We start from the raw sequence: 18,452 nt of genomic DNA on the forward strand, positions 1-18,452 counted from the left end.
TTCCCCCTCCTTTCCACCGTATCATTTTCAATATCATTAAGTACACCTACATACTCATGATCGACAGAATTGCAGGCAATGCCACAATCATCATAATACCAAGCATCATAATTGCCATTGGTAGCATCATTTTACTGGAAGCCTGTTCCCCGAGCCGCCGCGCTGCCGATTTTCGCATTTCCCAGCATTCATTGGACTGTGCCTGCAAGGTCAACACCAATTCGTTACCACCCTTGCGAATATTTAGGATAATAACTGAAACAAACTTTATTATTTCTTTAATCCTACATCGACGACCAAATTCTTCATAAGCAATTTCAATCGGCTTACCGGAACGAATATCCGCCATACAAATCTGTAATTCACGTCCCAGTATGCTATCCACATTACTCTCATCTGCAATCTTTTCCCAAGCACGCGGAATAGTCATTCCAGCGTTAACCAGCAACACCAGCTTATTGATGAATTCCGGAAACTCAATGCGTAGTTTGGTACGTCTATCCTCAACCTTGCTGTCCAGATTTTTATCTTGTAGCAACGGCAAACCGACAGCTGCACAAAAACTGCCTGCCGTCATGACAGCACCGGTCTGCCAATCCCCTCCTGAAGCCATCACCAATGCAAACAAATTGAGAAAGAAAAAACCAAGTAGTCCCATTAACCATCGAGTAGCTATATGAATCTGCATGAAATAATCCTGATATCTTATGCTGTATAATTCTGCGACTTTGCTGCGTATATTGTTTTCATAGCGCTGAACCGTATGATTAAACCCAGCAGGTACCCAGCGCATCACCGGGAAATGCTGCATAAACCAAAGGCCAATACCAAGATATTTCTTAATATGAAACTGTTTTTCATCCAGAGGCTCAAGGTATTCATCGAACACACCACGCGAACCACGCCATGCAACTAATATCAAAACAACTGCCACCAATAGCAGTGCCGCTGATACAGCACTAATCACAACAACCATGCTCACACCTCGATACTCATAATCTTTTCTCCAATGAAAAATGCTGCTACAAACATAACAATTGAAATCGTCATGACCACAGTGCCTTGCACAGTGTTAAAGACTGGAGCCATGTAGTCTGGCGAACTCACGCTCAGTAGCAATACCATAACAATTGGCATTACACATAAGATTCGAGATTCAAACTTTTTTGCTGCGATCGAAGTTTCTATTTCATTCTTTGTTTCAATTTTATCGCTGATAATCTGCGAGGTATTGCGGATCACTTCAATCAGATTGCCGCCAGAGCGATTACATGTCCGAATAACATCAGAAAAATTTGTCACATCATCCAGATGCGCTCGTTCAGCAAACTGTGCAACTGCATTCTCGACATTTTCGCCCATCTCTAATTCCCGCACAATATACCCCACTTCCTGCATGATTGGTGTTTCCGGATCCGGATACAACACCTGCATATCTCTTGCTGCATCTCCAAAAGCGCTTGCCAATGAGCGACCAGCCACCATAGATGACGATAGTGAGTACAGAAGGTCCTTAAATTGCGCATTGAGCATCTTTTTCCGACTTATGATTATTTGCTTTGTACGGATACGCGGAAAACGCAAACTGAATAACGCAAGCAACAGAGATAAAATGATATTATGATAAAAAATCATGCCAACCGAAAAAATGGCTATCGCAGCAAATAGAATATTTGCGATCTTCTCTTTTTTCTGCATTATGTAAATGTTATAGTCGGTTAGTCCATCGGAACGAAGCTGCATCACTTCTTTCTTGGCATCTCTTTTTTTCACATCTATCCCCCATTCAAATGCGACAGATTAAACCGGCAGCCCGGAATTTTTCTGTCTGTTGCATCGCATTTTCTGTGCGCTTTAGCACGCCAATAATCCGACCTTTTTCATCTTCTCCCTGCTCTTCAAAACAAAACAGTGCATTACGCTGGATTTCTCCGTTTTTATATTGAAGAACTTCTGTAATCTCAAGAACACGCCTTGAATGATCACGCAGTCTGCCTAAATGGATAATGATATCAACCGCTGAAGCAATTTGCTGCCGAATTGCCTCGATTGGAAAATCTGCACCGGTCAAAACCATCGTTTCCAATCGACTAAGCATATCCTTCGCAGAATTTGCATGACCAGTTGACAATGATCCATCATGTCCGGTATTCATTGCCTGCAACATATCTAACGCTTCCGGACCTCGAACCTCACCAACCACGATCCGCTCCGGGCGCATACGAAGCGAAGATTTGATCAAATCACGAATTGTAATCTCACCTTTTCCCTCCATATTAGCATTGCGTGCTTCCAAACGCACTAAATTGGGAATACCTTGGATCTGTAATTCCGCAGAATCCTCAATCGTGATAATCCGTTCATCTTTGGGAATATAGTTAGACAAAGCATTAAGAAAAGTGGTTTTGCCCGAACCAGTTCCTCCACTGATGAAAATATTGTATTTAGCCAACACCAAATCATGCAGAAAATCTGCTACTTCCTGCGTGATTGAACCTAATTGTATTAGCTGGTGAATGGTCATCGGTGATTCCGGGAATTTACGAATTGTCACTGTTGGTCCGCTCAGCGCTATAGGAGGCAATACGATGTTTACGCGTGATCCATCTTTCAGACGAGCATCCACAATCGGTGTTGACTCATTTACCTGTCTGTTAATTGGTTCAACAATATTCTGAATAACGTCTTCCAAACGCTTCTGATCCCGAAAATGTACGTCAGATTGATATAATTGACCAGCTTTTTCATAAAAAATATTATCTGGTCCATTAACCATAATTTCCGTTACGGACGGATCATCCAGCAGCGGCTGTAACACATCCAGCCCGCGCATAGACTGGAATACTCCATCCATAATTTTTCGTTTATCGCTAATAGAAAGATATTGTTCACCTGAGCGCTCCGCAATAATATCTGCAATAGCCTGACGAACATCTTCATCCGATATGCGTTGCGTCAAATCGATTCGATTGGATAAAATTTGTCTGACTTGGGCAATTATTTCTTGCAAATCACCCATCTTCCCTTACCTCCTTGCCCATTCTTTTGCAATTTGAAGAAGAATTGGCGGTATCGGAGCACTGCTGGCACACTGCTCCAGCGATGCAAACACCGCATCAAACGGAATACCAGCATCTGTGACTTGCTGCGCCTTATTTTCAACATACCGTATTCTTTCTGACATCGCACTGAATTCCGCTGCACGTAATTCCAGTTCCCGCCTGAAAACCTGTAGTTTTTTTTCTGCTGCATCACCTTTTTGCACAGGCATCAATATATGATCGCAACACTGCAAATAGGTCACTTTATCTGCATTTAGCTCACTGTCAAAGTCAAGAATAACAATATCCGCCATCCCTGTGTTGGATAACGCAGCTAAAAGGCGTCGTACATCTTCCGCATTTACTTCATTCCATTCCAACGTACTTTCAGGTGCAGCGAACATACTAATCCCGCTTTGATCATCAATGACAGAATTTATGTTGATCTGTAGTTCCAAATTTGAACCCTTCGTTTGTAGAGCCAATAAAACATTGGACAAACTACTCCCTTGTCCTCCTTTTCTTTGAAAGGAACAAATATGCTCCATATTACAGTAAAACACTTTGAAACCTGTTTTTATAGCGGCACGGCTGAGAAGTAAAGAAACTGCAGTCTTTCCAGAACCGCCAATCGGAGAATACACTCCCCAAATCTGACAAGAACCTTTTCCTTGAATATGCATTTTCAGCTGCCCAGTTTCCTTCTCATAAGCCTGCAATAGTTGTGCGACCAGGTGATCCGTTTTCTGAAACTTGTTGATATGAAGCCAGCCGTTTTCTACTCCTGTATCAAGCTGATCACATAACAACACTTTAACCTTTGCTGCGATACGCTCCGCAACCTTATTTTGAAACTGCTCACTGACTGCTAATATATCAATTCTGGTTTTACCTTCTTCAATAGCGCATTCCAATTTTTTGCAATCGGAAAAAGTATGTAACTGAAACATATTGCGCTTGCTGAGTAAATACATAGAAAGCCGTTCCAGATACAGAGTATCTTCATCCGCTAAATAAAGTTCAATCTTGTTTATCATAACATTCCTTATAAGCGCAGTCGCGCTTACGCTCCCCCCCTTGTTATGTTTCTTCTGGCACATTCTCCTCGCGCAGTGTTCTTCTGAGCCGACTTAGCGTCACCGGTGTCATGCCTAAAAAAGAAGCAATATATTTATTTCTCACCTGATCCACCAACCCTGGATAAGATTTGCAGAACCACAAATAGCGCTCCATTGCAGAGTGTTGACATATCATATTTTTAATTTCCCAATGAATCTGAAAAGCGTTTTGCAACATAGCGTTATATATTTCAAGCAACTGCGGATGTTTCTTCATAATTTCTTCTACCGCTTTTTCTCTTAAACACAAGAGCTCACAATCTGAAAGCGCCTCAATACTAATTGGAGATGGAAATCGATTAGAGTTATATGACATTGCAGGTGTTCCGCAACTAAAACCAAAGCAATCTGTAATATCGTGTCCGTTTATATCCAAATAAAAACCTCGTAAAATCCCTTTTATTAGAAAAGGAAATTCTCGCTGCCGCTCTCCTTCCCTGACCAACAATTCACCCGCGCGTATTCGGCGATGTTCCGTAATATTCAATAAATCATGTAACAAATCAGGGCTTGAGACATGCAGAATATTTACAAAAAATTCTTTCGCTTCCACAATTCCCCCAAATCCCCTTTCTTTCCCTATATATTTTTTATTATACCGAACCATGTCAAAAACCGCATTAACATAGGATAATTTTTGAAATTCTGTTTTAAGGTTAAAGCAATAAATATGGTAAGTGATAGCTAAATGATGGTCTTCTTACAGATAGCAACCACTTTAGCTCGACAGTTTACTTCTCCCATAATAAATAAGCAATGCACAAAAAACGACAACAAACTAAGCATCACTTACACTTAACAGAAAAAATGGACTATAACATCCTGTATTGCAGCAAAGTAACTTTTTATTTCTCTCACACTACTCATCGTTCATTCCATCCATCAATTTGTAGAATATCTGAGCAATATTCTTCATGCAATCAGTGACATAATTCCACCATAAGCATTACACAACCTAAAATATCCCACCCGACAAAATGTCAACTATACAAGCGGCATCCGCCGCGCTATAATCATAATGAACTCAGGTTTTCGTATTTTTTGTTGTCATCGTATCACCGCCCAGGAGGTAGTCTGCCTTCTGAGCCGTTATTGATGAATTGGCAGCCAAGAATTGGTGCGATACCGCAGGTATACGCACGAAATTTGTATGAAATGAAAAACCCCAAGGACATGGAACTGCTGTGCAGTGCTATGTCCTTTTTTGTACCAAGGGAAGGAGCATTTGTGTGCGAAATCAGTAAAACAGGAACAATCGGAACTACTTCTGTGCTGAAGGCGGGTATAACCAGCTTACAGGCAAGTATTCAAGGTAGCCATGTGCCGGATAGTCGTAAACACGAGAAAGCAAGGCGAAAACTTTTCATCTTTACAATACTTTTGGAGCCAACTACAATATACTCGAACCATGTCAGAGTAATTTTGTCAGAGTAAACCGCCCAGGGGATAGTATGCCTTTGAGTTGTCAAAATGCTAAGAATTCAGAGAAATCGGAAAGCTTGCAGCATTTGAACGATGGATACGAAGCTATTTTATGCAATGACTGAGATGGGAAGCATGGCCTGAACATCCTGCTTTGCCCTTGCGAACCCCGCAAGTGTACAAACTCCCAGTTTATTGTCATACGATGCTTGATCAGGTCAGAGTATTTTTGAGTTTGTGTAGCCCGCCCGGGGAGCAGTCTGCCCGCCGGACTGTATGACTTTCAAAAATACCGAATAACCTACAACGGAGCTTATATTGAACGACGGACGTAAAACTGTTTTTATGCAGTATTATGTCCGTTTTTGCGTTCAGAAAGGAAAATCTGCATGAGAAAACAGCCAAACAGAAATGATCGGAACTTGCTTCCGCGCCACAAACGGGCACCGCGCACGCCAGCACGATGCACGTCAGGAAGCCGAAACAACGCCGCACTTGCCCATCCGCAAAAGGCGAAAACGCGTGACCTCTCACCGGCACTGCCCATTCGCAGCGTTTTGGTTTAGGACAGACAGACGGAAATGAAAAGCAAATTTCTCCGGGCGATCCGCACAGCCGGTGCGGCCGCCAAGAGGGGCTGGCGTACCCTCGCCCGTGTCCGGCAGGACGGTTTTTTCCCCGCGCACATCGGCTGCGCTGCCGGCAGCCGACCAAGAGCGCACACGCTTTGCGTGACCGGCATTTTCCCGGCGCTGCGCTCGCCGCGCACCCAAGGTGCAGCCGTTTTTACGGCTCATGCGGCAACCAATGCTAACCAAAATTCCAACAGAGACAGAGCTGACAGCCCGCCGCTCCCCTTCCCCATTCCGGCAGGAAAACACGCATTTTAACCGGAAACAGCGCGATAATACGCATCAAAAATGTGCAACTTTCTGTGCGGCACGGGGAAACCGGGCGGAAATCCGTCCTTTTGCAGACGGGTGAGCTGCGCCTGTCTCCCAACGCACAGGAGGTGCAATGATGAAAACCTATGCCATCTATCAAAACCTGCTAGCCCAAGTCGAGCGCGTGTTCCGCCACTGCCGCCAAGGCAGTATCCAGACCCGCCGCCGCTACAAGGAAGCCGTCTGCCGCTTCTGCTACTTTCTCGCGGAAGTTTATCATGTGGAGCGCGTGGCCAACATCGCGCCCAAGCACATTTTCGCGTATACGGAGTTCCTCAAGGAAAATGGCCGTGCGGCGTCCACAATCAAAACCGACCTTGCCGCTATCCGCTTTTTCCACGATCAGCTTCCGAGCCGCAAGCATCCCAAGCTGCCGACCAACGCGATGCTCGATCTGGAACGCCGCTCGTTTGGTAAAGTCGACCGCACATGGCACGATGATGAGGTCAACCGCATGATCGGCAAGGCGTGGGGCGAAGGCCGTGAGGACTACGCTGCCGCAATTTTCCTGGCGCGGCATTGTGGCCTGCGCGTTCATGAGATCTTCCGACTGGACACCGCAACCGCCCAGCGTGCCATCAAAACCGGCCAGCTGACGATCAAGGGCAAGGGCGGCAAAATCCGCACCGTCCCCCTACCCCGCACCGCACAGCTCGAACTGGAAGCCATGCTGCGGCAAACGCCGCGTGGGCATAAGCTGTTCGTGTCAGACGACACCCCAACCGACCTTGCGATCAACCGTTTCCAGTGCTTCCTATACCGGCACCGTGACGCTGTGCAGATCGCCGATCGACATCGTCCGCTGACCTGCCACGGTCTGCGCCATACATACGCGGTCGAGCAGTATCTGGCCTGCCGCAAACAGGGGTTGGACGAGCATGCCGCCTGCCGGCAGGTATCCCGCCTGTTAGGGCATGAGCGCGAGGACGTGACGCGTATCTATCTTGCGTCCCTGCGGGAAGGAGGTAAGTGATATGTCTAAACACTTCTTGCTGGACGATATTGACTGTCCGGATTTGATGACCGTTTCTGACTTACAGCACATACTCCATATTGGACGCAACACCGCATATCATTGGTAAAAGCAGGCACTTCCGGCGTTTTTGCTTCGGTTTGCTTCTTTCTGACTGCCATATCAGTCCTCCGTTCTGGTGTTCTGCTGCAGAATCTCCATCAGGTACTCCTCCGGGATCTCCCGTACAAACTGCCGGTAACTGACAAAGAAGTGCAGCACATCGTCTGTGATCTCCCAGTTCAGGTTCGTACCGCGCAGGCTGCTGAGCTGCCGAAGCAGGAAGGTAAGTGTTTCTGCCACCGCCCTGCACTGCTCGCGCGGCCGTGTTTCCGTAGGGAAGAATCTCACGTCAAAGTGCTGCACGATCTCAGTCCGGTAGTTCGGGTACGGCGTGATGTCTGCGGTCAGCTGATGGATGGCAAAGCACGGCTCGGAAAAGCCCTGCTCGATGGATTCTGTGTACACGTCGTACTGAGCCTCCGGGTACTGCGTGCGTAGCGCCGTTTTGATCTCCATTGTCACGTTGATCATTTACTGCCCTCCATCAGCTTCTTCAGGAATTCATCCGACCGCTTGCCGATCACCTCGGGCGCCAGGCGTTCCACGTCGGTCACGGAGAGCCGCAGCATAAAGAAGCCCTCACACCAGCCCACCGTCTTGCCACGCACAACAATGCGGTGGCCGTTCTCTACCCAGGGGGCATATTCGGTATTGTTGTAGATTTCGATCTCAAATACATCACCGCGCTGCCGGACGTTGGTAATGAACCAGTTGCCCCTCAGTTTGCCAGTGTCAACAGGAGTCCGTCTCTTCGTGCCGGCAAGCAGCATATTGCCCAGTTCCAGCAGCACCTCACGGGTAAACCGCTCGCTGGCGTGGATATCGGCGGCAGACCGGAAACGATCGGCCATAGCCTTGAACTCTGAGAAATCGCACTTCCCCCAGCTCGCCATCACGCACGCCCTTTCCGGCTGACGGACAACTGCTGATGCGTCGGGTAGGTGATCCCTTCTCCGCTGTATACCAGCGCATAGGTCTTGCCGTACTGCTTGACCGTGATCCGGCAACCCGCGGGGATGTCCAGCTCCGGCGCGCAGAAGATCGTACCCCGGTAGCTGATCTCACCTGCATCTTCGCCCTGATTGCCATCCGGCGTGCCGGAGAAGGACAGCGCGCAGGGCTGATTTTCGTACAGTACCGCATTCAGTATGGAGACCGTCTCTCCGTCCACATTTTCCTTTTTGCTGCCGGTGACGGTCATCACGCCGTCATAGGTCATCTCGAGCCATTTGCGCTCCAGATCAGGATTGCCCAGCATGCCATCACCTCCGCATCTTCCGAAAAGCGTTCAGCTGCACGCGGTAGTCCGTCAGGAAATCGCCCGAGGAGACAAGCTGGGCCATCTGCTCGGCAACGGACACGAAAGAATAGGACGTATCGCCGCGCGACACGCCCTTGACCGCCGGCTGCATCTGCTCTGCGCTCAGCTGTGTACTGTTGTAAAGCCCCCGCACCATCAGGGCCGCTGTGTTCAGCAGCTGATCCGGCACTTCCGGGAGGTTGCAGTAGTTACAGATCTCCTCGATCACGAGATCGCAGGCAAAGTCAAGCACCGGCTCCGGCGCCGTCTGCAGCAGGCTTTTCACCCGCGTCATCAGCTTTTCCTTTGTCATCCTGCTTCCCTCGCTTTCCGGCCGGCTTTTTGTCCTGTGCGGGCTTTTCCTCCGTGCCTTCTGCCGGCGCTTCTACCAGTACCGGCTCGACCGTAAAGCCCGGTCGGCCGGAGAACCAGGAAGCAAGCCAGGCATCATCCGTCTCGGCGACGCCTTTTACAAAACGGATCCCTCCGATCTTGCGCTCATAGCTTTCACTCGGTGCTTTGATTCTGTACATGTCAAAGTCCCCCTTACTTGACCTTGAAGTTGCGCACACACCGGCCGCGCGGGTCTTCTTCAGGACGGTTGCCGCAACCATTTCCACATCGCCCGCCTTGACGGCGCCTGCGGTGGTGAAGTCCGGCAGGGTCGTGTTGATGATCTTGCCGCCTGCGGGAGATACCGCATGGAAGCCGTCCAGACCCAGACGCACCACGTACAGATCGGTCAGGCCGTCGACCGTGGTTTCGGACGGGCTATCGCCATACTTACGAGATACGATCGGCACGACCGGGACTTCCTTCGACTGAGCGGTGTCGTAGAAATACTGTACATCCACGAGCGGGATGCCGTTGTACCCGGTAATCGGGCGGCCGAATGCGTCCTCCGAGTGGGTCAGGTAGCCAGCACGGCGGGCGCAGGAGCGGATCTTGGTCAGCAGCGCGCCATTGCCGATGAACATAGACGGCTGACCGTCCAGCTCGCTGAGCAGCTCATCCAGCATGTCCAGCACGGTCTTGTAGTTGGTGTCGATCGCGGACGAGGTCGACAGGTCGATCGCGGTCTGTGCGCTTGTATTCAGCTCAGTCGAGCTGCCGGCCAGCATCGCGTCCAGGCCGTCAAAGCCAGTCGTATCCGCATCACCGTTGATCGCGGTGTAGTGGAACAGGTTGATCGTCGCCTTGATATGCTCCTGCAGCTGGAACTGCACTTCGTTGATCTGGCCGTTGGTCGTATTTGCCAGCACACGGTCTACCTTGAACGTGCCGCCGAAGATCTTCAGGTCGACGCTCTTGGTCTCGCGGTCAGCTACAGTCTCGGTGTACTCCGCATTGAGCTCGCGGAATGCGGCGCCGGCGGGCGTCTTCAGCCGGGTGTAGCCATAAGTCAGGGTCGAACCACCGGTACCGGGCGATACCGAGTTGTCGAAGGTCAGACGGTCGAGCAGCAGAGAGCCGCGGCGGAAATCGTCAATGACCTGCTGTCAACGTGGTCAGCCATACCGACCTTTGCCTGTGCAAGTGTTACGGGCATTTGTCATCTTCCTTTCTTTTACGCATTGTAATGTTCCGCGATCGCACTGCCCAAGTCGGTCACGGTATTGGGTTTTCCGCCAGCGGCGGGATTGTATGCAGAGCCGCCCGCAGCAGGATCGCCGCCGGCTGCGCCCTTACCATTACTACCGGCATTGCCTGCTTCGTCCTCGAACAGCCATGCCTTATCCTTCTTCAGCCCCTCGATCTGCGCATCAAGGCCAGTGACCTTGCCGTCCTTGTCCAGCTTGATCTCATCCATCTTGAGCGCGGCACGGGTCAGCTGCGGATCTCGAGCATGCGCCTTTACCAGTGCAAGATCAATCGCGGCGTCCCGCTTAATATTCGCAGTATCGGTGTCGTACTTGGTCTGGAGGGTCTTGAGGTCGTCCTCCAGCTTCTTCGGGTCTTTGCCGTCCCATGCCTTCGCAGTCTCGCGCAGATCCTTGATCGTGGTGTTCGCGGTATCAAGCTCGCGCTGCTTGGTGTCCAGGTCTGCCTTGGGGACATAAGCGCCCCCTGCAGCGTTGACCACCTCGAAGCCCGCCTTCTTCGCCGCCTCGGAAAACTGCTCCCATGTCAGCGCGCCGGCTTCAAACAGTGTTTTCAAAAGTCCATATTGTCACGTCCTTTCTTATTTTTGCGCATGAAAAAACCACCTTGACTTTCGTCTTGGTGGTTTCGTTCATTTAGTTGTGTTACGATGCCGGCCGCATGGACAGCGGCAGCGCCTTCTGGTAAATCTCCATTACACGGCTGCGGAACTGCTCCTCACCCAGTGTGTCCGGATCGCCCGTGCCGTGCGGGTCAAAATATCCGCACACTTCGGGCATTTCCTCTTCGAGATAATCGCACAAATCCGCGTTCTCCTTGTGGAACGCATCGTAAGTGTCGGACAGCGTTGCCGGGAAATCAAAAGAAAACCGCTCCGCGTCATATTCGCCATACAGGAATTTCGCGATCATCAGCATCAATGCGTTTGTGTGTTTCATATTGCATCCCAGTCCTTTCTTGCGGCCCGCTTGACTACCACACTTACGATCTCGCCGGTATCTTCGGCAGATACAACTGCAATCCCGTTATAGAACCGGATCTGCTTGCCATCCGGCTGTCGGTAGTTGCAGGGCTTCTTCAGAACGTCAAGCAGCTCCTCGTTGGTGAAAGTGAATTTATCCTTGCCGCTCTTTTGTCCCAGCACTCGATTCAACGCATGCTCGCGGAACTCAAAACCCTCATCGCTGAAGTACTGATAGGTTTTCTTCAGCTTGGACTTGTATTCGGCGGAATAGGAATCGGTGCTGTCGATCTTACTGAACAACCGTTTGTTTTCCATAAGCCGCCTCCATTCTTCACTTTCAGTATACTTGATACGCTGGAATTCTTCAAGCGATTTCGGGGCATTTTTGCCGAGAACACTCCGGTATTCACGCCACTGCTTTGCGTCAAACGAATGGTTCCGGCTCATCTTCTCGGCCAGCGCGCCTTCGGGGTCATCTTCGACATGACCTTGAGGTGCGGCGGAGACGCTGAGCCCTCGCGTGCAGCCTGCGATGGCCGGAAGCGATCCCCTCCCAACGCCCACGCGAGTGCATCCAGTACCGAGGTCTTGCCCTGGTTGTTGTCCCCGCCGATGATAGTCAGGCCGGCGGCGGTAGGCTCGACCTTGACCGCACGGATGCGCTTGACGTTTTCTGCTTCCAAGCTGGTGATCTTGATAGCTTTGTCCATGATGTATCCCCTCCTCTTAATCGTCATGCAGCATTGCTTTGATGGCGTCGATCGGCGCACCTGCCTTAACAGCAGAGCTGATGTCGGCGGCCGAGAAGCCCTGTTTCTGATCCCGCACCATTGCGCAGCGCGGCGCCGTGATATCAAGCGCCCAGGTAGGCGACCCCGGATCGGCTACCGCCTGCACGATCATACGGCGGAACGCTTTTGCCGCATTCTGATCCTCCGCAGCGATCTGGGCATACAGTGAGCCAATCGCCGCAGCAAAATCGGCGGCTACAGTCTTGATACTGCCGGCTGCCGTCACAGCGGTCTGGTTTCCAATAGAGTTGATCTTCAGCATTGACAAGTTTCCTCCTTGATTGTATTATGAAGTTGAACAATTTCCTTTGCCGCCGACGGAGTGCCAGCTCCTGAAGCGGCTTTTTTATTCATCCGCATCTACCTCAGCCAGCGCGATCGCGGCTGCGATTTGTGCCCAGGGCTGCACTGTGTCGGGCACCTTGCGGATCTCCGGCAGCATCGATGTCAGCCATGTGTCGATGGTAGTCAGTGCCTTACGCCAGATCTGGCCTGCACGGATACCATCGTCGCAGTCTGCGACCGCAATGGTCAGCGCGTTGAGTGCGATCCGGTCGACCAGCGCGCGGTCATCATCGTTGAGCATTACGTCCACACGGGACTGATCATCACCTGCAGAGCTGATGATCGGCCCAACGACGGGCACCGTACTGCTCTGCGGAATTTTCACTGACCCTGCCAGCACTGCAGGCGGTTTGCCTTTGGATAGCTGCCGCTCGTTGTACCGTTCCAGCAGGACGCTCACCTCGTGGAGCGAGTTAGTTCCTATTGCCTCCGCGACATCCTTGGCGGTGTACCCGCCTTTGCCGAACATTTCAAAAGCGGCTCGCTCCTGCTCTTCGCGTTTGTTTGCCAGGGTCTCTTCCATTAGCTTTCCGAAATCGGTCTTGCTCACTGTGCTTTCCTCCTCTCCTGTATCTTGTCAAGTCGGGAGACCCGCTCTGCCCGGCGCTGCCGGCGGCGGTCGTCACGGTACAGCCGCATGGTGAGCTGGTACAGGATCACCCCGCCCAGCAGCAGGACCGGTGCCAGCACCGCGTACAGTCCCAGCGGCAAAGCGCCTGTCTCGCAGTACCCGGTGGCCGATAGCAGTGCCAAGGCATCCAGCCCACAGGCCGCGCCAGCAATGTGATGGGGCTTCAGCCGGAGACTTTCAAGTGGCATCATCTGAAATCCCCTCCTCCATAAATTTGTCGAACGCCTTTTTGGGGATCACGCAGTGGATCCGGCCGCTCGGCTGACGGAATGCGAATCCAAATGTAACCTGTTTGGTCTTGATCAGATTTCGCAATGTCTGCTGATCAATTCCCATGCGCCGTGCGCACTCAACTACGGTATATGTTTCAGACATAGGGCTGTCCTCCTCTCTTAAATTACAGTGTGACGTGTCGTCCTGACCGCGGACTCAAATCACGTTTTCTTTTTCGTGATGATCAACTCATCAAGTGTGCGAACCGTGCATTCATCCGCCAGATACTCGATCGTCACTGTTGGCGGTTCGCATGCAGCATGCTTGAATATTACAGATATGGCATTTTCAGTGATATCCTGACCATTCATAAAAATGGTCGTTATCGTGTCATTATCAGTGGTGATTTCAAACTTCGACCTCGGGCAGCTCGTTTCTTCGAGGCTTCTTTCAGCCCTTTCATCCGCTTCCGGATACAGGTCATTCGGTGTGCAGCCCAGCACACTTGCTATTCGGGGGATATATTCGGCCCGGATGAGCTTACGGCCCTTGAGCATGTCCGTAAACTGCTGTTCGGTAAAGCCGCATCGTTCGGCCACTACTTTCTAGGGCAGCCCCCGTTTCGTGATTACCGAGCGGATAGTTGATGCGATATCCATTCGTCTCACCTCCTGTCGCCCGGTGCAACTGTGCTTCCACCGCTACCACAAAATTATGGAGTAGGTGCATCTTTGTCCGAAGACTCCTTATTTTCTGTGACTGCTGCAACGCCCTCCGCGAATCCGATCAGATACTCACGTTTGTCAGAGGGAAGAGCCTTCACGGTTTCCGCCAGCTTCCTGGCTAGTTTCTTTTCATCCTGTCCCATCCGTTCACCTCCATTTCTAAGTTGCTTATACTTTATCATAGCTCACTTATGATTTCAACACAATTTCATAAGTGACTTATATTTCTCCTTGACTTCATAGACCACTTATGCTTTAATTAAGGCATGGGGGTGGAAATTATGGGATTTCTGAACGAACGTATAAACGCAATAATAAGAGAAAAGGGAATGACAAAAACAGCATTCGCAGACCGGATAAATGTTTCACAAGCATTTGTTTCTCAAATATGCTCAGGGGCATCTCAGCCCAGTGAACGTACAATCGCAGATATTTGCCGGGAATTTAATGTGAATGAACATTGGCTACGTACTGGTGAAGGCGACATGTTCGTACATCTTAGTCGGAACGAAGAATTGGCGGACTTTTTTAGCGATATTCTTACAGATGAAAATGGGTTTCGCACAAGGCTCATATCGGTACTAGCGCGACTCAACACCGATCAGTGGAAATTGCTTGAACAAGTGGCAGACAATTTGCTGCAAGAAATGCAAAAAGAAAAGGCTGACCCGTAAGGCCAGCCATTATCTTTACTTCGTAAGACGAAGAACAAAACGATAAACGGTTTGCAGTTTATTTTCGTCTAAAAGTTGTAATTTTTGGAGTATGTAATTGATTAGCTCTTGTTTTTCCATCCTATCCCGGCTCCTTAAAAAGTAGAACATTTGTTTGGTTCTTCTGATAGGATGATTTTACCACTTATCGTGCAGTAATTCAAGTATCATTTGTGATACATCACGGATATCGGTCCTCAAGGCAAGATGTATCTATGAATTTAAGTCCTCGAGTGAATTGGCCCGTGTTAAGGTGATAATTATGCGCAAGTCCAAAGTCTCTGTCCCGAGTCAACGCAAAGGCGGTTGCCTGCGGTACGGGGTGACTGCATTTTTTGTGCTCGGTATTATTGTGTATATCAGTATGGCCGTAACCGCGCAAACCGCCGAGGAGAGGGATCTCCGTCCCGCTTTGCTCGCGACATCTGCGCTGTTTGCATTTTTCATTTGGCTGATGTGGAGGCCGTGGAAACGTAATAAAGTTTCTTCAATAATCAGTGCAGACAAAGTTTCGAAGGAATCGGAAGCACCATCTATATCAGATAGGACAGCCGCTTCATATATCAGTAATGGCCAGAGTATCGTGCGCGCTGACGGAGAAGATTTAACAAATGAGGATATTGAATATCTTCGCGAAACTGATTTTGAACGTGCGCAACAGTATTACGAAAACAGCCCTAATCCCAAGTTCCATCGCTCTTTCGAAGAAGAGAAGGCTCAATCGAAATTTCACTCTGCAAACGCAGAGTATATTGACCAATTAGAGCAATATATCTGGATGCCACATTTATACAGTTTTGATTCAATTGATGATGCCATTGCGCACGATCAGCAGGCGCTTATTGCAGCGCAAAAGCTTGCAGAATATTGTTCAAAAACATCTGCAGGCCGTCAATATTTTGAAGATAGTTGGATGCACTGTCATAATAGTCAAAATCCAGATTTCAATTTTATTGATAGAATAAAGGAGCGGTATTCAGACCTCACTTTGAATTACGACGAGCGAAAAAGGACTTTTGACCTTCACAAGAAACGGCAGGCGTTTCTTCAGCACGCCGATGATGCGGTTCTTCAAGTCATTGAAGAAAACCCTGGCGTGTTGCAAAGAGAATTGCACAAACACTTTGATCCTGATTTAAAGCCTACTATTGGGACAGCAGTTAGTCATTTGCTGAAAGCTGATAAAATAAGACGTGAGAAGCGCGGTAACAGTTATTCTCTGTACAAAAAAGAGAAAGGATTGCCTTTTCAGGTGGAATGAGAACTGCCTTTCCTCGAACTTTTTCGCCCGTTTGCATTTCCCGATTTTGCGGGCAGTTCGCTACCATGCAAAACATAAAAAATCCGAACTTTTCTTTTCGGTTCAGCGCTGAAATATCCATCAACCCGCAAAACATCGAGATAATTTTTCGGCTTGGTTTTTCGCGAAATGCCGAACTGCGGCGCATATGGCGTAAAATCCTGATTTTCTTCCAGCATTCATGCCGCGCCGCAGCGAATTTGAAAAGAGCTGAAATGAGAACTTTTTGACCGGTTTGAGAAAAACCGAATCTTGAACCGTTTTCGACAAAAGGAGGCATTTCTATGATGTACCCGTTTATGACACTTGACGATAATACCGAGATCGTCCACTCCGAAATGCGGCCGGACGGCACGGTCAAAGTCTATATGGAACGGCCCGATGAGAAACTGGGCTTCCGCCATGCAACCTGTTACCTGCCGGGATACCGATGGGAGGACATTGCCGGCTTTACCGATCAGGAGATTGCGCGTTATCAGGAGGTCATCGAATCCACAGCGCACCTGATCCTGCAGTTCTCACAGGAAGGCGGGTTCGACAATGCCGCAAATCTTTAAGGTCGGCTCTTACTGGGTCTATTTTTGGGCAAACGAAAATGAACCTCTCGAGCCGGTGCATGTTCATATCGCTCAGGGCGCGCCGACATCAAATGCAACGAAGGTGTGGATCACCCGCGCAGGAAAATGTTATCTGTGTCACAACCGATCAAAAATCCCTGAGCGCACCCTGCGGAACATCATGGAGATCATCGAAGCCCGCAGCAGCGAGGTCATCCAGAAATGGATCGGCTTTTTCGGTTCCGCTGATTTCTATTGCTGAATAAAAATCCCGCCCTGGTGCTACCAACACCAGAGTGGGACGGGGTACTGATAAACTTTGGACGGTCAATCAGTACCCCTATTTTACCACACTTTTTTACGGTAAGAAAGGGGTTTTTCTATTATGAACGGAAGTTTTCGAAAAAAGCCAAACGGCAGTTGGGAGCTGCGCGTATGGATTGACATGCCGGATGGCAGCCACATTCAGAAATCGTTTTGCCGACGGACAAAGGCGTTGGCCAAGGCCGCTTACGAAGAATTTGTCGAAAAAGGAAAGCGACAAAAGGAATCGCGGCAGACAGTAGATGGTTGGGGAAAAGAATGGCTTGAGCTCAAGAAGGGCTCAGTTTCTTATCGCACCTATGCCAATTACGAATTATACTGCAACAAATATGTGCTCCCGGCTATAGGGAAAAAGCAGATCGCAAAGGTCACCCCGGCAGATATTGAGCATTTAATGGGGCGGGCATCGCATCTTAGCAAAAGTGCCAGGCATCACATTTTCATTACGGTAGATCAGATTATGAAAAGCGCAGTTAGAAATGGCTTGCGGCAACAGAATCCGTGCGAGGGTCTCTCAGTCAAAGCTGAAGCACCGCTCAAAAAGATCGAATGGTTTTCTCTCGATGAGATCCAGACCATTATAAAAAATCTGGACAAACCGTTCGGCGTTGCTATTGCGTTGATGCTGTATACTGGCTTACGGTCTGAAGAAATCATGGGGCTCCGTTGGGGAGATATCAATCAGAAAGAAAAAACCATCACCGTCCGCCGTGCAGTAACCCGCGTCGCAAAGGGCGAATTTCTGCCCGTAGAGCGATCCAAAAATGACAAGGTACGTATTGTTACCTATGGGGATGGTATTGTTTACCTATGGGGATGAACTCGCCATGTGGCTCAAATCTGCGCCCAAAACAAGCATATATGTTGTACCCGCCATTCGGAGCGGTGGTTATATGACACCCGGTTCCTTCCGGCGGCAGTATGATAAGTTCTTTTCCGACCTGCCCATCCGAAAGCTGTCGCCGCACAAACTCCGTCACACCTATGCGACCTACTTGATTAAGGGCGGTGCAGAGCTGCGGGCCGTGCAGACGTTGCTGGGGCATTCTTCTGTCAGCGTAACAGAGATCTATACTCATGTCGATACAAGCGATCAGCGCCGCGCTACGCAGAATCTCGCTTATGCGGACAGCTAAAATCGGCCCGTTTTTGTTCCCTTGTCTTTTCCCTTATTTGCCCCGTTTTTTCCCTTTTTGCCCCGTTTTACGGCGACTTTTCCAGAAAACCGAATTTTGCTGAAATAAGAACTTTTTTGAACACAAAAGAAGAAAAGCACTCCAGAACGAAGTGCTTTTGCAACTGGTGGGAGGTGGTGGATTCGAACCACCGAAGTCATAGACGACAGATTTACAGTCTGTTCCCTTTGGCCACTCGGGAAACCTCCCAT

29 protein-coding genes and 1 tRNA gene are annotated in these 18,452 nt (G+C 49.4%); 7 read left to right on the forward strand and 23 right to left on the reverse strand.

Annotated elements, in window-relative coordinates; all coding sequences use genetic code 11:
* Window positions 1-46: 46 nt before the first annotated feature.
* The 6 genes from ABGT74_RS00180 to ABGT74_RS00205 form a co-directional block, all read right to left on the reverse strand.
* The gene (locus tag ABGT74_RS00180) at window positions 47-976 is read right to left on the reverse strand and encodes a type II secretion system F family protein (RefSeq protein WP_346703992.1); all 930 of its coding nucleotides are present in this window, start codon (window positions 974-976) and stop codon (window positions 47-49) included.
* A gap of 2 nt (window positions 977-978) precedes the next feature.
* Window positions 979-1,773 (reverse strand): type II secretion system F family protein, encoded by a 795-nt coding sequence (locus tag ABGT74_RS00185; protein WP_346703969.1) that lies wholly within the window; start codon window positions 1,771-1,773, stop codon window positions 979-981.
* Between the two features lie 13 nt (window positions 1,774-1,786).
* Window positions 1,787-3,019 carry a CpaF family protein gene (locus ABGT74_RS00190; RefSeq protein WP_346703970.1) on the reverse strand — a complete coding sequence of 411 codons (1,233 nt, stop codon included), beginning with the start codon at window positions 3,017-3,019 and terminating at the stop codon, window positions 1,787-1,789.
* A 6-nt stretch (window positions 3,020-3,025) separates the two neighbouring features.
* Window positions 3,026-4,078, reverse strand: a complete 1,053-nt coding sequence (locus ABGT74_RS00195) for a hypothetical protein (RefSeq protein WP_346703971.1) — start codon at window positions 4,076-4,078, stop codon at window positions 3,026-3,028.
* Between the two features lie 43 nt (window positions 4,079-4,121).
* Window positions 4,122-4,766, reverse strand: coding sequence for a Crp/Fnr family transcriptional regulator (locus tag ABGT74_RS00200; RefSeq protein WP_346703972.1), 645 nt, complete (start codon window positions 4,764-4,766; stop codon window positions 4,122-4,124).
* A gap of 1,345 nt (window positions 4,767-6,111) precedes the next feature.
* Window positions 6,112-6,378: a hypothetical protein gene (locus ABGT74_RS00205; protein ID WP_346703973.1), complete on the reverse strand. Its 267-nt coding sequence runs from the start codon at window positions 6,376-6,378 to the stop codon at window positions 6,112-6,114.
* 220 nt (window positions 6,379-6,598) lie between these two features.
* Here ABGT74_RS00205 and ABGT74_RS00210 point away from each other — a divergent pair, with 220 nt between their 5' ends.
* Window positions 6,599-7,498, forward strand: a complete 900-nt coding sequence (locus tag ABGT74_RS00210) for a site-specific integrase (protein WP_346703974.1) — start codon at window positions 6,599-6,601, stop codon at window positions 7,496-7,498.
* A gap of 162 nt (window positions 7,499-7,660) precedes the next feature.
* On the opposite strand, the gene ABGT74_RS00215 is transcribed toward ABGT74_RS00210, so the two are convergent.
* From ABGT74_RS00215 to ABGT74_RS00285, 15 genes are all read right to left on the reverse strand, one after another.
* Window positions 7,661-8,071: a DUF6838 family protein gene (locus ABGT74_RS00215; RefSeq protein WP_346703975.1), complete on the reverse strand. Its 411-nt coding sequence runs from the start codon at window positions 8,069-8,071 to the stop codon at window positions 7,661-7,663.
* Window positions 8,068-8,493, reverse strand: a complete 426-nt coding sequence (locus ABGT74_RS00220) for an HK97 gp10 family phage protein (RefSeq protein WP_346703976.1) — start codon at window positions 8,491-8,493, stop codon at window positions 8,068-8,070. Before ABGT74_RS00220 ends, ABGT74_RS00215 begins: the two co-directional genes overlap by 4 nt.
* On the reverse strand, window positions 8,493-8,858 hold the full coding sequence (locus ABGT74_RS00225; protein ID WP_346703977.1) for a hypothetical protein: 366 nt from the start codon (window positions 8,856-8,858) through the stop codon (window positions 8,493-8,495). Before ABGT74_RS00225 ends, ABGT74_RS00220 begins: the two co-directional genes overlap by 1 nt.
* A gap of 4 nt (window positions 8,859-8,862) precedes the next feature.
* A complete protein-coding gene (locus ABGT74_RS00230; protein WP_346703978.1) occupies window positions 8,863-9,195 on the reverse strand; it encodes a hypothetical protein in 333 nt (110 codons plus the stop codon).
* Window positions 9,146-10,390 carry a major capsid protein gene (locus ABGT74_RS00235; RefSeq protein ID WP_346703993.1) on the reverse strand — a complete coding sequence of 415 codons (1,245 nt, stop codon included), beginning with the start codon at window positions 10,388-10,390 and terminating at the stop codon, window positions 9,146-9,148. The genes ABGT74_RS00230 and ABGT74_RS00235 overlap by 50 nt, the downstream gene beginning before the upstream one ends.
* Before the next feature lie 77 nt (window positions 10,391-10,467).
* The gene (locus ABGT74_RS00240; protein ID WP_346703979.1) at window positions 10,468-11,058 is read right to left on the reverse strand and encodes a phage scaffolding protein; all 591 of its coding nucleotides are present in this window, start codon (window positions 11,056-11,058) and stop codon (window positions 10,468-10,470) included.
* Window positions 11,059-11,146: 88 nt separating this feature from the next.
* The gene (locus ABGT74_RS00245; protein ID WP_346703980.1) at window positions 11,147-11,440 is read right to left on the reverse strand and encodes a hypothetical protein; all 294 of its coding nucleotides are present in this window, start codon (window positions 11,438-11,440) and stop codon (window positions 11,147-11,149) included.
* A complete protein-coding gene (locus tag ABGT74_RS00250) occupies window positions 11,437-11,781 on the reverse strand; it encodes a hypothetical protein (RefSeq protein WP_346703981.1) in 345 nt (114 codons plus the stop codon). Before ABGT74_RS00250 ends, ABGT74_RS00245 begins: the two co-directional genes overlap by 4 nt.
* Before the next feature lie 128 nt (window positions 11,782-11,909).
* On the reverse strand, window positions 11,910-12,176 hold the full coding sequence (locus tag ABGT74_RS00255) for an ATP-binding protein (RefSeq protein WP_346703982.1): 267 nt from the start codon (window positions 12,174-12,176) through the stop codon (window positions 11,910-11,912).
* Between the two features lie 16 nt (window positions 12,177-12,192).
* Window positions 12,193-12,519, reverse strand: a complete 327-nt coding sequence (locus ABGT74_RS00260) for a hypothetical protein (protein WP_346703983.1) — start codon at window positions 12,517-12,519, stop codon at window positions 12,193-12,195.
* An 84-nt stretch (window positions 12,520-12,603) separates the two neighbouring features.
* Window positions 12,604-13,125: a hypothetical protein gene (locus tag ABGT74_RS00265; RefSeq protein WP_346703984.1), complete on the reverse strand. Its 522-nt coding sequence runs from the start codon at window positions 13,123-13,125 to the stop codon at window positions 12,604-12,606.
* Window positions 13,126-13,148: 23 nt separating this feature from the next.
* Complete coding sequence (locus tag ABGT74_RS00270) at window positions 13,149-13,421, reverse strand: hypothetical protein (RefSeq protein WP_346703985.1); 273 nt, start codon at window positions 13,419-13,421, stop codon at window positions 13,149-13,151.
* Window positions 13,411-13,608: a helix-turn-helix domain-containing protein gene (locus ABGT74_RS00275; protein ID WP_054326286.1), complete on the reverse strand. Its 198-nt coding sequence runs from the start codon at window positions 13,606-13,608 to the stop codon at window positions 13,411-13,413. Before ABGT74_RS00275 ends, ABGT74_RS00270 begins: the two co-directional genes overlap by 11 nt.
* 59 nt (window positions 13,609-13,667) lie before the next feature.
* Entirely contained in the window at window positions 13,668-14,045 is a 378-nt protein-coding gene (locus tag ABGT74_RS00280; RefSeq protein WP_346703986.1) for a helix-turn-helix transcriptional regulator, read from the reverse strand.
* 113 nt (window positions 14,046-14,158) lie between these two features.
* Entirely contained in the window at window positions 14,159-14,314 is a 156-nt protein-coding gene (locus tag ABGT74_RS00285; protein ID WP_317394452.1) for a hypothetical protein, read from the reverse strand.
* A gap of 138 nt (window positions 14,315-14,452) precedes the next feature.
* Between ABGT74_RS00285 and ABGT74_RS00290 the strand changes: the two genes are divergently transcribed.
* Both ABGT74_RS00290 and ABGT74_RS00295 read left to right on the forward strand, forming a co-directional pair.
* Entirely contained in the window at window positions 14,453-14,845 is a 393-nt protein-coding gene (locus tag ABGT74_RS00290) for a helix-turn-helix transcriptional regulator (protein WP_317394451.1), read from the forward strand.
* Window positions 14,846-15,146: 301 nt separating this feature from the next.
* Window positions 15,147-16,145: a hypothetical protein gene (locus tag ABGT74_RS00295; RefSeq protein WP_346703987.1), complete on the forward strand. Its 999-nt coding sequence runs from the start codon at window positions 15,147-15,149 to the stop codon at window positions 16,143-16,145.
* Here the strand turns inward: ABGT74_RS00295 and ABGT74_RS00300 are convergent.
* On the reverse strand, window positions 16,133-16,363 hold the full coding sequence (locus tag ABGT74_RS00300; protein WP_346703988.1) for a hypothetical protein: 231 nt from the start codon (window positions 16,361-16,363) through the stop codon (window positions 16,133-16,135). The two genes, ABGT74_RS00295 and ABGT74_RS00300, sit on opposite strands and share 13 nt — an antisense overlap.
* Before the next feature lie 105 nt (window positions 16,364-16,468).
* On the opposite strand from ABGT74_RS00300, the gene ABGT74_RS00305 reads away from it, so the two are divergent.
* The 4 genes from ABGT74_RS00305 to ABGT74_RS00320 all read left to right on the forward strand — a co-directional run bounded on the left by ABGT74_RS00305 (window position 16,469) and on the right by ABGT74_RS00320 (window position 18,201).
* Window positions 16,469-16,741, forward strand: a complete 273-nt coding sequence (locus tag ABGT74_RS00305) for a hypothetical protein (protein ID WP_346703989.1) — start codon at window positions 16,469-16,471, stop codon at window positions 16,739-16,741.
* Window positions 16,725-17,003, forward strand: a complete 279-nt coding sequence (locus tag ABGT74_RS00310) for a DUF4160 domain-containing protein (protein ID WP_317394447.1) — start codon at window positions 16,725-16,727, stop codon at window positions 17,001-17,003. Before ABGT74_RS00305 ends, ABGT74_RS00310 begins: the two co-directional genes overlap by 17 nt.
* A 123-nt stretch (window positions 17,004-17,126) precedes the next feature.
* Window positions 17,127-17,885, forward strand: coding sequence for a site-specific integrase (locus ABGT74_RS00315; RefSeq protein WP_346703990.1), 759 nt, complete (start codon window positions 17,127-17,129; stop codon window positions 17,883-17,885).
* A gap of 7 nt (window positions 17,886-17,892) precedes the next feature.
* Window positions 17,893-18,201: a tyrosine-type recombinase/integrase gene (locus ABGT74_RS00320; protein WP_346703991.1), complete on the forward strand. Its 309-nt coding sequence runs from the start codon at window positions 17,893-17,895 to the stop codon at window positions 18,199-18,201.
* Between the two features lie 164 nt (window positions 18,202-18,365).
* On the opposite strand, the gene ABGT74_RS00325 is transcribed toward ABGT74_RS00320, so the two are convergent.
* Window positions 18,366-18,450, reverse strand: a tRNA-Tyr gene (locus ABGT74_RS00325).
* Window positions 18,451-18,452: the final 2 nt, after the last annotated feature.

Origin of the sequence: uncultured Agathobaculum sp. (genome assembly GCF_963927765.1) — a bacterium.
In the GTDB taxonomy this organism is placed as follows: domain Bacteria; phylum Bacillota; class Clostridia; order Oscillospirales; family Butyricicoccaceae; genus Agathobaculum.

What these genes read in the sequence shown, in the direction of transcription:
- ABGT74_RS00230 (WP_346703978.1), bottom strand. Translation starts at nt 9,195, where the DNA reads ATGACGCGGGTGAAAAGCCTGCTGCAGACGGCGCCGGAGCCGGTGCTT.
- ABGT74_RS00200 (WP_346703972.1), bottom strand. Translation starts at nt 4,766, where the DNA reads ATGGTTCGGTATAATAAAAAATATATAGGGAAAGAAAGGGGATTTGGG.
- ABGT74_RS00250 (WP_346703981.1), bottom strand. Translation starts at nt 11,781, where the DNA reads ATGGAAAACAAACGGTTGTTCAGTAAGATCGACAGCACCGATTCCTAT.
- ABGT74_RS00295 (WP_346703987.1), top strand. Translation starts at nt 15,147, where the DNA reads ATGCGCAAGTCCAAAGTCTCTGTCCCGAGTCAACGCAAAGGCGGTTGC.
- ABGT74_RS00195 (WP_346703971.1), bottom strand. Translation starts at nt 4,078, where the DNA reads ATGATAAACAAGATTGAACTTTATTTAGCGGATGAAGATACTCTGTAT.
- ABGT74_RS00285 (WP_317394452.1), bottom strand. Translation starts at nt 14,314, where the DNA reads ATGGGACAGGATGAAAAGAAACTAGCCAGGAAGCTGGCGGAAACCGTG.
- ABGT74_RS00270 (WP_346703985.1), bottom strand. Translation starts at nt 13,421, where the DNA reads ATGCCACTTGAAAGTCTCCGGCTGAAGCCCCATCACATTGCTGGCGCG.
- ABGT74_RS00220 (WP_346703976.1), bottom strand. Translation starts at nt 8,493, where the DNA reads ATGGCGAGCTGGGGGAAGTGCGATTTCTCAGAGTTCAAGGCTATGGCC.
- ABGT74_RS00215 (WP_346703975.1), bottom strand. Translation starts at nt 8,071, where the DNA reads ATGATCAACGTGACAATGGAGATCAAAACGGCGCTACGCACGCAGTAC.
- ABGT74_RS00260 (WP_346703983.1), bottom strand. Translation starts at nt 12,519, where the DNA reads ATGCTGAAGATCAACTCTATTGGAAACCAGACCGCTGTGACGGCAGCC.
- ABGT74_RS00180 (WP_346703992.1), bottom strand. Translation starts at nt 976, where the DNA reads ATGGTTGTTGTGATTAGTGCTGTATCAGCGGCACTGCTATTGGTGGCA.
- ABGT74_RS00300 (WP_346703988.1), bottom strand. Translation starts at nt 16,363, where the DNA reads ATGCTGGAAGAAAATCAGGATTTTACGCCATATGCGCCGCAGTTCGGC.
- ABGT74_RS00205 (WP_346703973.1), bottom strand. Translation starts at nt 6,378, where the DNA reads ATGAGCCGTAAAAACGGCTGCACCTTGGGTGCGCGGCGAGCGCAGCGC.
- ABGT74_RS00210 (WP_346703974.1), top strand. Translation starts at nt 6,599, where the DNA reads ATGATGAAAACCTATGCCATCTATCAAAACCTGCTAGCCCAAGTCGAG.
- ABGT74_RS00290 (WP_317394451.1), top strand. Translation starts at nt 14,453, where the DNA reads ATGGGATTTCTGAACGAACGTATAAACGCAATAATAAGAGAAAAGGGA.
- ABGT74_RS00255 (WP_346703982.1), bottom strand. Translation starts at nt 12,176, where the DNA reads ATGGACAAAGCTATCAAGATCACCAGCTTGGAAGCAGAAAACGTCAAG.
- ABGT74_RS00265 (WP_346703984.1), bottom strand. Translation starts at nt 13,125, where the DNA reads ATGGAAGAGACCCTGGCAAACAAACGCGAAGAGCAGGAGCGAGCCGCT.
- ABGT74_RS00305 (WP_346703989.1), top strand. Translation starts at nt 16,469, where the DNA reads ATGATGTACCCGTTTATGACACTTGACGATAATACCGAGATCGTCCAC.
- ABGT74_RS00310 (WP_317394447.1), top strand. Translation starts at nt 16,725, where the DNA reads ATGCCGCAAATCTTTAAGGTCGGCTCTTACTGGGTCTATTTTTGGGCA.
- ABGT74_RS00245 (WP_346703980.1), bottom strand. Translation starts at nt 11,440, where the DNA reads ATGAAACACACAAACGCATTGATGCTGATGATCGCGAAATTCCTGTAT.
- ABGT74_RS00320 (WP_346703991.1), top strand. Translation starts at nt 17,893, where the DNA reads ATGTGGCTCAAATCTGCGCCCAAAACAAGCATATATGTTGTACCCGCC.
- ABGT74_RS00275 (WP_054326286.1), bottom strand. Translation starts at nt 13,608, where the DNA reads ATGTCTGAAACATATACCGTAGTTGAGTGCGCACGGCGCATGGGAATT.
- ABGT74_RS00225 (WP_346703977.1), bottom strand. Translation starts at nt 8,858, where the DNA reads ATGCTGGGCAATCCTGATCTGGAGCGCAAATGGCTCGAGATGACCTAT.
- ABGT74_RS00315 (WP_346703990.1), top strand. Translation starts at nt 17,127, where the DNA reads ATGAACGGAAGTTTTCGAAAAAAGCCAAACGGCAGTTGGGAGCTGCGC.
- ABGT74_RS00190 (WP_346703970.1), bottom strand. Translation starts at nt 3,019, where the DNA reads ATGGGTGATTTGCAAGAAATAATTGCCCAAGTCAGACAAATTTTATCC.